Annotated in this window: 15 protein-coding genes; 12 read left to right on the top strand and 3 right to left on the bottom strand. The window is 36.6% G+C overall.

The window, feature by feature from the left end; genetic code table 11:
• Window positions 1-11 precede the first annotated feature (11 nt).
• The gene (locus MHH95_RS16310) at window positions 12-659 is read left to right on the top strand and encodes an alpha/beta hydrolase (protein ID WP_340728492.1); all 648 of its coding nucleotides are present in this window, start codon (window positions 12-14) and stop codon (window positions 657-659) included.
• Window positions 660-683: 24 nt separating this feature from the next.
• On the opposite strand, the gene MHH95_RS16305 is transcribed toward MHH95_RS16310, so the two are convergent.
• From MHH95_RS16305 to MHH95_RS16295, 3 genes are all read right to left on the bottom strand, one after another.
• Complete coding sequence (locus tag MHH95_RS16305) at window positions 684-2,864, bottom strand: sensor domain-containing protein (protein WP_340728491.1); 2,181 nt, start codon at window positions 2,862-2,864, stop codon at window positions 684-686.
• Window positions 2,865-3,055: 191 nt separating this feature from the next.
• Window positions 3,056-3,253: a CsbD family protein gene (locus MHH95_RS16300; protein WP_340728490.1), complete on the bottom strand. Its 198-nt coding sequence runs from the start codon at window positions 3,251-3,253 to the stop codon at window positions 3,056-3,058.
• 65 nt (window positions 3,254-3,318) lie between these two features.
• On the bottom strand, window positions 3,319-3,813 hold the full coding sequence (locus MHH95_RS16295) for a 23S rRNA methyltransferase (RefSeq protein ID WP_340728489.1): 495 nt from the start codon (window positions 3,811-3,813) through the stop codon (window positions 3,319-3,321).
• 248 nt (window positions 3,814-4,061) lie between these two features.
• On the opposite strand from MHH95_RS16295, the gene MHH95_RS16290 reads away from it, so the two are divergent.
• The 11 genes from MHH95_RS16290 to MHH95_RS16240 all read left to right on the top strand — a co-directional run bounded on the left by MHH95_RS16290 (window position 4,062) and on the right by MHH95_RS16240 (window position 15,176).
• Window positions 4,062-4,199 (top strand): hypothetical protein, encoded by a 138-nt coding sequence (locus MHH95_RS16290; protein ID WP_191705031.1) that lies wholly within the window; start codon window positions 4,062-4,064, stop codon window positions 4,197-4,199.
• A gap of 168 nt (window positions 4,200-4,367) precedes the next feature.
• Window positions 4,368-5,408, top strand: coding sequence for a P1 family peptidase (locus MHH95_RS16285; RefSeq protein WP_445683021.1), 1,041 nt, complete (start codon window positions 4,368-4,370; stop codon window positions 5,406-5,408).
• Between the two features lie 375 nt (window positions 5,409-5,783).
• The gene (locus MHH95_RS16280; RefSeq protein WP_340728487.1) at window positions 5,784-6,467 is read left to right on the top strand and encodes a M15 family metallopeptidase; all 684 of its coding nucleotides are present in this window, start codon (window positions 5,784-5,786) and stop codon (window positions 6,465-6,467) included.
• A complete protein-coding gene (locus tag MHH95_RS16275; protein ID WP_340728486.1) occupies window positions 6,464-7,258 on the top strand; it encodes a M55 family metallopeptidase in 795 nt (264 codons plus the stop codon). The genes MHH95_RS16280 and MHH95_RS16275 overlap by 4 nt, the downstream gene beginning before the upstream one ends.
• 13 nt (window positions 7,259-7,271) lie before the next feature.
• Window positions 7,272-8,357, top strand: coding sequence for a mandelate racemase/muconate lactonizing enzyme family protein (locus MHH95_RS16270; RefSeq protein ID WP_340728485.1), 1,086 nt, complete (start codon window positions 7,272-7,274; stop codon window positions 8,355-8,357).
• A gap of 24 nt (window positions 8,358-8,381) precedes the next feature.
• A complete protein-coding gene (locus MHH95_RS16265) occupies window positions 8,382-10,193 on the top strand; it encodes a peptide ABC transporter substrate-binding protein (protein WP_340728484.1) in 1,812 nt (603 codons plus the stop codon).
• Between the two features lie 103 nt (window positions 10,194-10,296).
• Window positions 10,297-11,241, top strand: a complete 945-nt coding sequence (locus tag MHH95_RS16260; protein ID WP_340728483.1) for an ABC transporter permease — start codon at window positions 10,297-10,299, stop codon at window positions 11,239-11,241.
• Entirely contained in the window at window positions 11,241-12,227 is a 987-nt protein-coding gene (locus MHH95_RS16255; protein WP_340728482.1) for an ABC transporter permease, read from the top strand. The genes MHH95_RS16260 and MHH95_RS16255 overlap by 1 nt, the downstream gene beginning before the upstream one ends.
• A gap of 15 nt (window positions 12,228-12,242) precedes the next feature.
• Window positions 12,243-13,274 carry an ABC transporter ATP-binding protein gene (locus MHH95_RS16250; protein WP_340728481.1) on the top strand — a complete coding sequence of 344 codons (1,032 nt, stop codon included), beginning with the start codon at window positions 12,243-12,245 and terminating at the stop codon, window positions 13,272-13,274.
• 5 nt (window positions 13,275-13,279) lie between these two features.
• Entirely contained in the window at window positions 13,280-14,230 is a 951-nt protein-coding gene (locus MHH95_RS16245; protein ID WP_340728480.1) for an ABC transporter ATP-binding protein, read from the top strand.
• 7 nt (window positions 14,231-14,237) lie between these two features.
• Window positions 14,238-15,176, top strand: a complete 939-nt coding sequence (locus MHH95_RS16240; RefSeq protein WP_340728479.1) for a S66 peptidase family protein — start codon at window positions 14,238-14,240, stop codon at window positions 15,174-15,176.
• Window position 15,177 lies beyond the last annotated feature (1 nt).

The following is a 15,177-nucleotide window of genomic DNA, read 5'->3' as shown; positions in this document are numbered from 1 at the left end:
GAGATATAAAAATGAATACACCATTTACTTATTTACACAAAGTCCCTGTGATGAATACAGAGAAAAAACCTGCTATCTTCTTATTGCACGGTTTAGGAAGTGATGAAAACGATTTATTACAATTAGTTAATTCGTTTTCTACGCAATGTCACATTTTTAGTTTGCAAGGCCCTATTCAACATCGACCTGGCTATGCTTTTTATACATTTGAAGAAGAAGGTAAGCCAAACCGTGCTATTTTTGATAAAGTATTAAAAGGAATTGAAGCATTTATTAAAGAAGCTGTTCAAGAATATAATTTAGATGAACAACAACTTTATGTCGTTGGATTTAATCAAGGAGCAGCATTGGCACAATCCCTTGCAATGGTAATGGGAGATACGATTCGTGGTACAGCAGCGTTAAGTGGCTATTTACCTGAGTTTGCTGCACTTGAATATAGTAAAAAAACGATGGATCGTTCTAAAATTTTCATTTCACATGGTGAATATGACTATGACTATCCGTTTGAATGGGCTGAGCATGCAGTACGTTTCTTTAATGACTATGGCACGAAAGTTACATTTAAATCATATCCGGTAGGTCATGGTGTCAGTGAGCAAAACATACACGATTTAATCGCATTTTTATCTGAAGATTTACCAAATAATTTAAACTAAAAAAACAGCTGATGGAAATAAAAACTATTTCTCGTCAGCTGTTTTTTTTGTGTCTAATAATTGTTCGGCATCACTAATCGACATCGGTTTGTAGAAATAGTAACCTTGACCGGCAGGACAGCCGAGTTGTTGAAGCATAGCCAGTTGTTCCTTAGTTTCAATACCTTCAGCAATCGCTCGCATTTTAATATTTTTTGCAAGTAGAATAATCGTTTGTACTATTGCATACATGCCTGGTTCATCCATTGAGCTAACAAAGCTACGGTCAATTTTTATTTCAGAAAAAGGCAATTGAGGTAAATAACTTAAGGAAGAAAAACCTACACCAAAATCATCGATGGAGCATTCAATACCAAGTGCCTTTAATTGATCTAAAATATCCTTTGCTCTCTTGAAATCAACTAATTCAATGCTTTCTGTTACTTCGAGTTTAATAAATTGTGGTGGAACATGGAATTGGTTAAACGTATTCTGAATGTTTTCCAAAAATTGTGGATCATAAAAATGATCCGGTGAAATATTAAGGGAGACAGGCAATATTCTTTTGCTCTTATTCAGCCGATTTTGTAGCCAAATGAGTATATTTTTAAAGTTCAGCAGATCGATCTCTTTTATTTTTCCGGTTTCTTCAGCTATCGGAATGTACTTATTTGGTGAAATAAAACCGAGTCTGCTTGAATTCCAACGAGACAATGCCTCGAATCCTTCCACTTCAATCGTAGTAAAATTAATTTTTGGCTGTAAATATACTATAAACTCTTCGTGGTGTAGCGCATATGCCAATTGATTAATAATCTCCATTTCCTCTATCAGTTGCTTTGTACTGTTTTCTTCATAAATTTCAAAACTATTGCCGCTTCGGTTACGAGCTTTTGATAAGGCAATATCTGACTGATGGATAATTTGATCTACTGTCAACGATTGATCGAAAGTTGTATAGCCAATTTTTAATGTAATATAAGTTTCGTTATTATCAATTAAAAAAGGAATAAGGGTAAGTAGATCAATCTTTTGGTAATAAGTTGTGAAACAAATTTCTCCTTTTATCCCTAGAACTATGGAATTTGAGAATCGTGAAATGAGCACATCATCTACAGCTAAATACTCGCGTAATCGTTTGGCCAATTGACTTAATAGGTCAGCACCTGCGTTACGCCCATATAAATCCACGATTTTGTTAAATTCGGTAGGGTGGATAATTGCTACAAAACCTAATTCACCTGTAGTTAACCATTCGGATAATTGTGTCTTAAAATAGTGTATGTTCGGTAAATTAGTCTCTGAATCATAAAAAGCTAAATGTCGCAATTGTATTTTCTGTTCTGCATATTTAATGGCAAGTTGAATAAGGAGCGTCAAACGATTTAAATAATTAATATCAATTTGTTTTAATTCAGTACTGTCCTGATTAAATAATGTTAAGATACCGCTAACTTCGTTTTGTGATGTCAAAATCAACTTTGTCCAGGAACCTTTAATCGCATCCAATTCGTAATTTTCTGAAATATCGGCGTACTGTGGAGTAGCCGTAAAATCTTTTAAGTAAACAGCGCTCTTATTAAAGCTGGAATTTGGTGTAATCTCAAGAAGATCTAGTTTATTAATTACGTACTCTGGTAATGTATAAGAACCCATAGATTTAATCTCATAGTTCTTGTTATATAAATGAATCGTACAATAGACATCCCGAATATAAAATAGTTCAATTTTTTCCGAAATTAAATTCAAAATCGATTGCAGGTTATTCTCATTATCGATCGCTTGATATACTTCGTGCTCCAATTTATAAATCATTTTATTTAATGTTTCTTCTGTTGTATCTTCGCATGTTAATAAAACGTATTGAATGATCTTTTCATCATTCCTGATAGGATGAAGGGTAATCGAATTCCAAAAGGCAGAACCTTCTTTAGTGTAATGTAAAATTGTTAATTTTTTTGGAGAACCGCATTTTAAATGTAAATTTAAATCTTCAATTGTTTTTTCGTTTGTTCTTTTGCCGTTTAAAATGTTGATATTTTGATTAATGACTTGTTTGTTTTCAAAAGTAGTTAATTTTGAAAAATATGGGTTCGCATGTAGAATGGGTAGATTCTCATCGTTAATGTCAATGATGAGAGTTCCTTTCGAAAGTTGGTTACTTAAGGTTTTTAACCAATTAAATAATCGATCTTTTGATAGGGGTATAGATTGATCAATTGTCATAATTACTTCCCCTTTTTAGTTATAAGATTTACTTAAAGTATAACAAATTTCCTATAAATAGAAAGTATGATTATTGTAATATATAAAAACTTTATTCTAATTGAGCCTTATTTCCTGTTTGAATAAAACAAATGGATGCAAAACAAAAAGAAACTAGTAATGGAAAATTACTAGTTTCTAGAATTAGGACCTTATTTTCTATTGTCCATTCTATTTGAGATACTCTCTTTTGCATCACCGATTTTTTCTTGTGCTTTACCTTTTACTTGGTTACGTTTTCCTTCAGCTTGTAGGGATGGGTCGTTTGTATTACGTCCGACTGACTCTTTTACTTCCCCTTTTAGTTTGTTGCCTGTACCTTTTATTTTATCTGAAAATCCATTTGACATAGTAAAACCTCCTAAAAGTATTTACATATGTCTATTTCCCTTAACATGAAAGAGTAAACAAAATATTAACTTTTCGTGTAGATCGTGTAGAAATGGAGAAGGGCTTCAGTGCCTTTTTGGTCAATAATTGTTTGTCTATTTTGAGACATTCTGACAGTTGTTTTTTCCTCATCTAACACACCATTGTGGAAAAACAAAATGACCTCAATTTTACTAATTTCAATTAATTGTTGTTTCTCGATTTCCGAGAAGTTTTCTTCTGCAAATAGCCCATTATCCTGCCATGTACCTGTTATTTTTAATTGTTGCTCGTTCCCATTTTCGTCATAATACCATTGCACATCGCGTAATATAGTTTTAAATAAGTCATTAATTGTAAAAGTCTGATTGTCGAACTCCATTTCGACTGCCCGGATGGAGTGCACATCAGTTGATATGGCAGTAGCGGCTTCATTTGCCTTAGAATTAATACCAGCTGCCGCCTGTTTAATATCACCAATCGTATCTCCACAACCCGCTAACAAAATTGCTGCAAATAAAAATAATATAGAACTTCTCATTAGAGTCCCTCCAATGTTGTCATTACTATCATTTTACTAAAATGTGTACAAGGAAACGCATCATTTTTGTAGTAGAATGTGAAATATTTGCAACAGATTGTAATTAGAAATTGAAGAGGAATTTTGCATGGAAATATAAATTTTTTATTTCAATATCTGTTCATGTATACGGTACTTAAAGTTGGGTCACAATAGTTTATAAATGAATAGTATTTCGAATAGGTAGTTTTGAAAAAAGTGGAAAGTGAGTGTTGGAGATGCGAATCGACGATGAGTTACTTGAAAAACTTGGTAGTTATTTTGTTTATCATGAAGTGTATAACCGGTACGGCATTACATTTGAAACTTTTGTAGATCGTTGGACGAGAGGGATTCTTGAATTATAAAAACTTAATACACGTTTGTTCTTAATAATAGCGTATTCATTTTGAATGGACTTTAAAATACACTCCCTACTTAAGAATAGGGAGTGTATTTTTATTTTTGCTATCCTTTTTAGAAAATTATTATTACGATAGATTTATAAAAAATTCCAATACAAAGGAGCAATGATAATGAAAGTACGTGATATGGGTATTAAAATCGGGCAATTACATACAGGCAATAAAAATTGCATTACGGATGTCGAAGGAGTAATGGTCGGTCATGTTACACTGGATTATCCGATAAATGATTCGGGAGATGCGGCATGTACAGGGGTAAGCGCAATTTTACCGCATCCAGGAAATTTATATCGCGAAAAAGTAACGGCAGCAAGCTATGTATTAAATGGATATGGAAAAACAACTGGTCTAGTCCAAGTGGACGAGCTTGGAGTTTTGGAATCTCCAATCATGCTCACAAACACTTTTGGTGTGGCAAACGTTACACAAGGTACACTCCAATATTTACTTGAAAATAATGAAGAAATTGGAGTGACGACCGGGACGGTGAACGTAGTAGTTGGTGAATGTAATGATAGTCATTTAAATTCGATTCGTCACTTTCCTGTGAAACCTGAGCATGCCATAGAGGCGATATATAGCGCTTCAAATAATCGCGCTGAAGAGGGAGCAATTGGGGCAGGCAAAGGAATGATATGCTTTGGTCATAAAGGGGGCATTGGCACTTCATCACGTGTCGTAAATGATACTGATGAAAAGCAATATATGGTTGGCTGCCTCGTATTAAGTAATTTTGGAAAGGCAAACGAATTCTTGAAGGAACGCTATACCACTTCTGCAAACAGCAGCGAACCTACAATGAGTCCCACTGATGGATCAATTATTATAATACTTGCAACAGATGCGCCTCTTAGCAGCCGTCAGCTAAAACGTGTAATTAAACGTTGCGGTATTGGATTAGGACGAACAGGGAGCCATTTCTCAAACGGGAGTGGGGATATCGTAATAGGATTTACAACTGCGAGAAAAATCCAGCACCATTACGATGATACTCTAGAAACACGCCTGCAATTACGCGATGACCGAGAAGTAATGAACTCATTATTTATGGCAGCGGCCGAAGCTACAGAAGAGGCGATTCTTAATTCAATGTCACAGGCTGAAACAACTACTGGGAGAAATAATCATATAGTAAAAAAGTTAATATTTTAATAAATATTTAATTGAAGTTTTCTAATGGGAATACTCCTACAATGATTTGTCTTTCACATTATTATTCTGTGAAAGGCATTTTATTTTAAAGAAAACAAGAAATTTGACGAAAAGTGTCAGATGAAGGGGAATCTTTTGCATGATTAGTAAACTACTAGCAAATTTTCAAGAAAAAACTTTCACTATCGAAATATATGTGATATTTTAAATTTATACTTAAAAGTTTGAAAACTCTAAATTTTTAGATATCATTTTTAGAAAATATTTTCCACATCAAAATTATATTAGGAAATCATTTGAAGTCCTAACAGGTAGGAGGTATCCATTAAGATATATTATTATTCATTTCCAATATCCATAAAGGCAGCATCGGAAATGATTCCAGATTTAATGGAAAACGGGGAGCCTTTAGTGGAAATTAAACCGATTGCAAATAAATTGTATATCGAGCCGCAATATTTTTTGAAAGGTATTCCGGATAGCCTAAATAAGCTATATTTGCGTCGGGAAGCTGCTAGTAAATTACTAAAAGCACTTCAACTTTTACCAGAAACGATGAGCTTTATTTTATACGATGGGTTTCGCCCACTACAAGTTCAGTCGTTTTTATATAGCGAAATTAAAAATAAAATACGATTAGAATACCCGCTTTGGACGGCTGAACAACTTGAACACGAGACGTTGAAGTATGTTGCATTTCCAAGCACGGAAAACAGTTCTCCGTCGCCGCACTTAACTGGCGGGGCAATTGATTTAACGTTAGGCGACGAGCAGGGACGTCCATTGGATTTAGGTACAGCATTTGATGCGACTGAAGAAAAATCGGCTACCACTTATTTTGAAAAACATCGTTCGGAAAATGAAGCAGCGCATATTAATCGGCGAATCTTATTTCATTGCATGACGCAAGCAGGATTTCAAAATTACGAAGAAGAGTGGTGGCATTATGATTATGGAAATAGAGCATGGGCGCGAAAATCATATAAAGACCAATGCATGTACGGACCGATTATCGCCACTATCGAACAGAATGAATTAAAGGAGTATCAATTCAGATGAAAGTATATATAAGCGCAGATATCGAAGGAATTACAGGGACGACTGTTTGGAGTGAAACAGAACTAAATACTACCGACTATGCACAATTTCAGCAGCAAATGACAAAAGAAGTGCTTGCTGCGATAGAGGGTGCAACCGCCGGGGGGGCGACAGAAATATTACTGAAAGATGCACATGATTCTGGGCGGAATATTTTAATTGAGAACTTACCGGAAAATGTAAAAATAATTCGAGGTTGGACACAAGAGCCAATGTGTATGGTTGCTGGATTGGATGAAAGCTTTGACCGTGCAATTTTTATCGGCTATCACAGTGAGGGCGGAAGTGAAAAAAACCCGCTTGCCCATACGTTAAGCTTACTGGCAGATGTCAAAATTAACGGCGAATATGCAAGTGAGTTTCTAATTAATACATATGCCGCAGCACTGCATGGGGTGCCAGTAGCATTTGTAAGTGGCGATAAAGCATTAACAGAGCACATCGCCCGCTATAATGACGAGATCGTAACGTTTGCAACAAAAGAAGGAATTGGTCATGCAACAATTAGCGTAAGTCCACAAACGACGTTAAAAGAAACGAAAAGACTGATTGAAGAAGCAATGAAGATTGAACGCAGTAAGCTTCAAATCGAATTACCTCAACAGTTTAATGTTGAGATTATTTATAAAGACCATATAAAAGCATATCGTAATTCATTTTATCCCGGCGCTAAATATAAGGCGCACAATACCGTGCAGTTTGAAACGACAGATTATTTTGAGGTACTTCGACTGCTACAGTTTTTAACTTAAGGTGGATGGTTTTATGAAAATTACAAAAGTAGATGTTGGCTTAGTTGAAGCACCACTTATTACACCTTTTAAAACAGCATTACGCACTGTATATAATATACAAAACATCGTCGTAACTATATATACGGACAATGGATATATTGGAATTGGGGAAGCAGCACCGACGCATGTTATTACGGGAGAATCACTTCACTCAATTCGCTATGCGATTGAAGAAGTGATTACCCCACTCATTATTGGAATCGAAATTGATGAGATTGCACTTCTTTGTGAACTGATTGATAAATGTATGTATCAAAATACGAGTGCAAAGGCAGCTGTTGAAATCGCCCTCTATGACTTATGGGCCAAAAAATACGAAGCACCCTTGTATAAATTGCTCGGTGGCTATCGAAGTAAGATTAAGACAGATATTACAATCAGTGTGAATGACGAGGAAGAAATGGTGAAGGATAGCTTAGAGGCTATTAAACGCGGTTTTTCCATTTTAAAAGTTAAAGTAGGGAAAAATCCACATAGTGATGTTAATAGTATATTAGCTATTCGAAAAGCTGTCGGTCCAGACATCGTGTTACGCGTCGATGCGAACCAAGGATGGACACCGAAAGAAGCTGTTAAAATTATCGGTCAGCTAGAAGATCGTGGAGCTGATATGGAACTGGTTGAACAGCCTGTTCATTATAGTGATATTTCCGGAATGCAATTTGTAACGAATCAAACGTATACAAATATTTTAGCGGACGAAAGTGTATTTTCTCCTAAGCAAGCAATCGAAGTTATTGAAAAGCGTGCTGCGGATTTAATAAATATTAAACTGATGAAAACTGGCGGTATTTCAAAAGCACAGCAAATTAATGCTATTGCAGAAGCTAATGGGGTGGAATGCATGATTGGCTGTATGTTGGAAACAAAAATCAGTGTGGGTGCCGCAGCACATTTTGCAGCAGCAAACAAAAATGTCACAATGGTGGATTTAGACGGACCGAGCTTATGTGTTAAGGATCCTATCGAAGGGGGACCGTTCTTTGAAGGGGAAAATATTCAAATGAGCGATGCTTCGGGGATTGGATTTTTAATAGAGGCTTTTATAGCCAAATAAAAAAAGAAAATTGGGGGAAATTACATGAAAAAATATTTATTCATTGTAGTGAGTATGTTTGCTCTATTGTTGGCAGCATGCGGTGATGATTCAGCAGATTCTGGTGAATCGTCGGAATATAGAACTGTTTATTCAGGCGAGATTAAAACGCTAAACTACTTAAAAACGGCTGAAACAAATGAGTTTGCTTTATCTGCAAATCTTGTAGAAGGCTTAATAGAATACGATCAGTACGGAGTAGTTAAACCTGGCTTGGCTGAAAGTTGGGAATCCAATGATGATGCGACGGTTTGGACATTCAAACTGCGCGACGGAGTGAAATGGGTAGATCACGAGGGGAAAGAAGTGGCAGATGTAGTCGCTCAGGACTTTGTGGACGGATTAAACTATGTGCTTGATGCTAAAAATGAGTCATCTACGGCATGGATTGCAACTGTTGTAAAAAACGGTGATGCATTCTACAACGGAGAAGTAACGGATTTCTCGCAAGTCGGCATAAAAGCAATTGATGAAAAGACAGTGGAATATACGTTGGAAGGTCAAACGCCATACTTCTTATCAATGTTAAACTACGTATGTTTCTTCCCTGTCAGCGGGGAGTTTTTAGCTGAAAAAGGTGAAGACTTCGGTACAACTCGTGAAAACATTTTATACAACGGTGCATATGTTTTAGACAAGTTTGAGCCTCAAAATGAGCGCGTACTTGTGAAAAATGATAAATATTGGGATAAAGAAACGGTTAAAATCGACAGAATTCGTTATAAGTACAATAAAGAAGCCGCTACTGTAGCGCCAGAACTATTTTTACGCGGTGAAATCGACGGTGCAGCTATTCCGACATCAATTTTAGATGAATGGTTAAACAGCGAGGACAAAAAGGATTTAGTTCGTCAAAACAACAACAACTTCTATACGTACTTCTATGCATTAAACTTTGATCCACAATATGATGCAGAGTATGAGCCAGAAAACTGGAAAGTAGCAGTAAATAATAAAGATTTCCGTAAGTCACTATACCATGCGCTAGATCGTGTATCAGCAATGTTAACGATTGAGCCATATAACCCTCAAGATCTATTATCGAACACAATTACACCGAAAAATTTCGTAGACGTTGAAGGTGTTGATTACACATTATTAGAACCATTAAAAGCAATTACTGAAAATGATTCATTTGATAAAGATTCAGCAATGAAACATAAAGAAGCAGCTATGGCAGCTTTAAATGGTAAAGCAACATTCCCGGTAAAAGTTGTACTTCCATATAACTCGGGTTCGCCTGAATGGGCAAACCGTTCACAAGTTGTTGAACAGCAGCTTGAAAACTTATTAGGTACAGATTATATCGATGTTGAGTTATATGCAGGACCAGCGACAGGCTTCTTAGGGGAGATTCGTCGTCCAGGTAAGTTTTCTATGATTGAAGCAAACTGGGGTCCGGACTTTGCAGATCCATCTACGTACACAGATCCATTTACTGAAGGTGGTACGTATAACAAACCGGAATTGGCTGAAGGCTACAACGGTGAGTACGATAAGCTGGTTGCTGCTGCAAAAGCGGAAATAGATCCGGCAGTTCGATATGAACTTTTTGCAAAAGCAGAAGCATTTTTAATTGATGAAGCATTTGTCATTCCATACGCTGTTGGTGGCGGTGGCTATGTTGCTTCAAAATTAAATCCATTTGAATCACAATATTCACCATTTGGTGTAACATCCGAGAAATTTAAAGGTCAGTCTATCCTAGAAAAGCCAATGAGTAATGAAGAATTTAAGTCTGCTAAGGAAGCATGGGAAAAAGAACGTGCTGAAGCTTTAGCGAATGCTTCTAATTAATAAGTCATTAATTTAAGCGCTTTTCAAATGCATGGAGATTAGGAGATGACAGGAATATTTCTGCATCTCCTTTCTTATTTTATATTATAAGGAGGAGACACGTTTGATAAAGTATATTGCTAAACGTTTAGCACAATCAATTTTGACATTATTCATTATTGTTACAATTGTTTTCTCCCTGTTACGATTAATGCCTGATGAGGGCTATTTAGGAGCAGCAGCGGAAAAGATGTCGCTGGAGCAACAAGAAGTTTATTTAACAAATCTAGGTTTACGGGATCCTTTATTAATTCAACTTAAAAATTTCTATATCGGTCTATTTCAAGGGGATTTAGGAAAATCGGTTACATATCGTACTGATGTACCAGTCTTGGACATTATACAAGATAAAATGATGTATTCGATTATGTTTGGGTTAGGAGCCGTTGCATTATCTCTTCTTATCGGTGTGCCACTTGGTATCTTTATGGCTCAGTTTAAAGGACGATGGCTTGATCGTCTCGGAACAGGATATATCGTTTTTGTTGTAGCCGTACCAGCCATGGTTTATTTCTTAATGATACAAATGTATATTTCTGATTGGTTTAATTTACCGATGCTATTTGATGAATACAATCCTAAGAGTTTTATATTACCGTTATTCTGTTTAGCGTTGGGACCGATCGCATCCTATGCAATGTGGATGCGTCGTTATATGGTAGATGAATTGAATAAAGATTACATTAAACTTGCTCGCGCAAAAGGGGTTACGGAGCGCACAATTATGTTTAGTCACGTAATGCGAAATGCTTTTATCCCAATGGCTCAGTATTTACCAGCAACCATTTTATTTACAATTACAGGTTCGATTTATATTGAATCGTTATTTTCAATCCCTGGTATGGGTGGTTTGTTAGTTGATGCGATTCAGCGTCAAGATAACAATGTTGTACAAGGGCTAGTTTTAGTATTTTCTTCGCTAGGTATCATAGGGTTAATTTTTGGGGACATATTAATGGCGATTGTCGACCCTCGAATTAAGCTAGGGAAAGGAGATAGTGTACGCTAATGGGATTATTTACGAAAGAGATTCAGAATATTTCGGAAAAGTCGAATGAACAGTTGAATGATCACTTATTTGAGTTTGCGACAGTTGATGATGCAAAAGCAGAGGAGACAGCATATTCAAATTATTCCTATTGGCGATCTACTTTCCGTTCCTTCAGGAAAAATAAAATAGCTGGTTTTTTATTGATATTTGTAATCGTATTAATAGCATTTACATTTATTCAACCGTATTTACCGGACCAAAAATCACCTACACAAATTTATATAAATGCCGAAACGGGAATGCAGGATCGGAATGTTGCACCGAACGAAGAATATATATTTGGTACAAATTCAATTGGTCAAGATTTATGGTCACGTATTTGGGAAGGAACTCGAACGTCTTTATTTATCGGCTTTGCTGTAGCAATCATTGAAGTGATCATTGGCTTTTCCGTCGGAGCATTATGGGGCTACTCTCGAAAGCTAGAAGTGCCGATTACGCAGCTTTACAACATCGTAGATAACATACCTACAACAATTGTATTAATATTAATGGCCTACATTTTAAGACCTGGTATTTCGACTATTATTATCGCAATGTGTATTACTGGGTGGGTAGAAATGGCAAGATTTTTAAGAAACCAAATCGTTATTTTACGAGATCGAGAGTATAATTTAGCTTCAAAAACGTTAGGGACACCAGGCTATAAAATAATTATTAAAAACCTGCTTCCTTATTTAATTTCGGTAATCATGCTGCGTATGAGTTTAGCGGTGCCAGCTGCAATTGGTGCGGAAGTATTTTTAACTTATATCGGTTTAGGTTTACCAGTAAGTGAGCCATCTTTAGGGAATTTAATTAATGAAGGACGCGTCTTGATGATGTCACCTGATTTACGTTACCAGCTTATTTTCCCAAGTATTGTGCTGAGTGTCATTACAATTGCCTTTTATATTATCGGAAATGCATTTGCAGATGCAGCAGACCCGAAAAATCACGTTTAAGGAGGAGGGCGTTAAATGGAACAAGAAAAAATATTATCCATCGAAAATTTAGTTATTAAATTTAAATTGCGCGGTCAAACATTAACAGCCATCCGTGATATTTCACTGGATTTATATAAAGGGGAAAGCCTTGCAATTGTAGGGGAATCAGGTTCAGGGAAATCCGTTTTAGTAAAATCAATTATGGGCTTACTCGATAAAAACGGCTATATTGATTCAGGTAAAATCACTTTTGAAGGACATGATTTATCAAAATTTAAAACAGAGAACGACTGGCTAAAAGTGCGTGGTAAAAAAATAGCGATGGTGACCCAAGATCCGATGACTTCACTAAATCCGCTAAAAACGATTGGTAAACAAATTGAAGAAAGCGTCATTTTACATCAAGGATTAAAAGGAAAAGACGCCTATGAAAAAACGTTGCAGCTGCTACGCGATGTTGGGATTCACGAGGTAGAAAGACGCTATAAGCAATATCCGCATGAATTTTCCGGAGGTATGCGTCAACGGATCGTTATTGCAATTGCCGTCGCATGCAATCCACAGATTTTAATTTGTGACGAGCCGACAACTGCTTTAGACGTTACTATTCAAGCGCAAATTTTACAGCTATTGACTAACTTACAGGAAAAGTATTTATTGACGACAATATACATTACGCATGATTTAGGTGTAGTCGCAAAAGTTGCTGATCGAATTGCTGTAATGTATGCAGGAGACATAATCGAAGTTGGCCAAACGAATGAAGTATTTTTCAATGCTAAACACCCTTATACGTGGGCTCTAATTTCGTCATTGCCTCAGCTAGGGATAAAAGGGGAAGAGCTTTATTCGATTAAAGGAACGCCACCGAATTTATTTAAGGAAATTAAAGGAGATGCGTTTGCCCCAAGAAATCAATATGCTTTAAAAATTGATTTTGTCGAGCGCCCACCTTTCTTTAAAGTGAGCGATACACATTATGCACGGACGTGGCTTCTCGATCCGAAAGCACCAAAAGTAAGTCCTCCAGAAGTGTTGCAGGCATTTTTCAAAGGGGAGGGGTAATAGTAATGAGTAACAGTACTAGAGAAAAACTAATAGAAATTAAAAATATCGACATCATTTTCGGTACAGGAAAGAAAAAATTTAAAGCGGTTGATAATGTTAGCTTCGATATTTATAAAGGAGAAACATTTGGTCTTGTAGGGGAATCAGGATCTGGTAAAACAACGATAGGGCGTGCAATTATGCGCCTCAACTCAATTGCGAACGGAGAAATTCTGTTCCACGGTAAACCGATTAATGGTCGCATTCCAAGTGCTTGGGACCGTGAAATTACACAAAAAATCCAAATGATTTTCCAAGATCCGGGTGCTTCGCTAAACGAACGTGCAAAAGTGGATTATATCGTATCAGAAGGATTAATAAATAATAAAAAATACAGCAGTGAGCAAGAACGTATCGAAAAAGTTAAAAGAGCATTGATGGAAGTAGGGCTCCTACCGGAATTTGCTTCTCGTTTTCCTCATGAGTTCTCTGGTGGTCAACGTCAGCGTATCGGTATTGCCCGTGCGCTAGTAATGGAGCCTGAATTTATCGTGGCGGATGAACCGATTTCCGCTTTGGATGTTTCGATTCGTGCACAAGTCTTGAATTTATTATCAAACTTGCAGGAAGACCGTAATTTAACCTATTTATTTATTGCTCATGATTTATCAATCGTGCGTTTTATTACAGATCGCACAGCTGTTATTTATAAAGGGAAAATCGTAGAGCTTGGAGAGACAGAAAAGCTGTTTAACAATCCGCTCCATCCATACACTCAAGCGCTTTTAGCTGCTGTACCTGAGCCGAACCCATTAAAGGAACGTCAAAAAAAGCTGCAAGTTTACGATCCATCCGTTCATCAATACGACATGGATCCACCTGAATTTGTTGAAATTGAGGAAGGTCATTTCGTATTAGCAAATAATGAGGAGCAGGAACAATATAAAGCTGTTCTTGTAGGAAAAGGAGTGTAATTAATCAATGGGATTAAAGATTCCGAAGGCGTTAAAAAAGGGCGATACTGTTGCGCTTATAAGTGCATCAGGTGCTACACCGACTGAGCGTTTGCAGCCTGCTATTGAAGCTGTAGAAAAGTTAGGGTTTCGTGTAGTAGTAGGTGAAACTTGCCGTACACGTCACGGCTACTTCGCAGGAAATGATGCATTACGTGCAAAAGAACTGAATGAAATGTTTGCCAACCCTGAAATTGACGGCATTTTCTGTATCCGAGGGGGGTACGGCGCTACACGAATTTTACCAATGCTTGATTTAGATATGATTACCAAAAATCCGAAAGTTTTCGCAGGCTATAGTGATGTAACTGCATTGCACATTGTCTTTAATCAGCTATGCGGGTTTGTTACATACCACACGCCAATGCCTTCAACCGAATTCATTAAAGATAAAATGGATGAATATACTTGGGATTATTTCATTAAAAGTGTTACAAATACCGAGTGGTGCGATTATTTACTTGAAAATTCAAAAGGCGAGCCACTGGATACACTTGTTTCCGGTACTGCTACTGGACAATTGGCAGGTGGTAATTTAACACTTGTAACAGCATCTTTAGGGACACCTTTTGAAATTGATTTAAAAGGAAAGATTTTATTCCTTGAAGATATCGATGAAAATGTACAGCGTATTGACCGAATGTTAACACAGCTTTCAATGTCCGGGAATCTGAAGGAATTGAAGGGTATTCTACTTGGAGCCTGGACAGATTGTGGACCAATGGATACAAAAAATCCTGAAAATAATTTGGATTTAAAAACCGTGTTTGAAGAAATTTTAGTACCATTGAATATCCCCATTTTAATGAATGTCACATGTGGGCATGTTTTGCCGACAATGTCGTTGCCATTGGGAAAAACAATTACGATGGACGCAACGAATAAAACGATACGAGTAATCGGGTAAA

This window comes from Solibacillus sp. FSL K6-4121, assembly GCF_038002585.1.
GTDB classification, from domain to species: domain Bacteria; phylum Bacillota; class Bacilli; order Bacillales_A; family Planococcaceae; genus Solibacillus; species Solibacillus faecavium.
The sequence above is the reverse complement of the archived record's forward strand: the minus strand, read 5'-3'. Positions and strand labels throughout refer to the sequence as shown.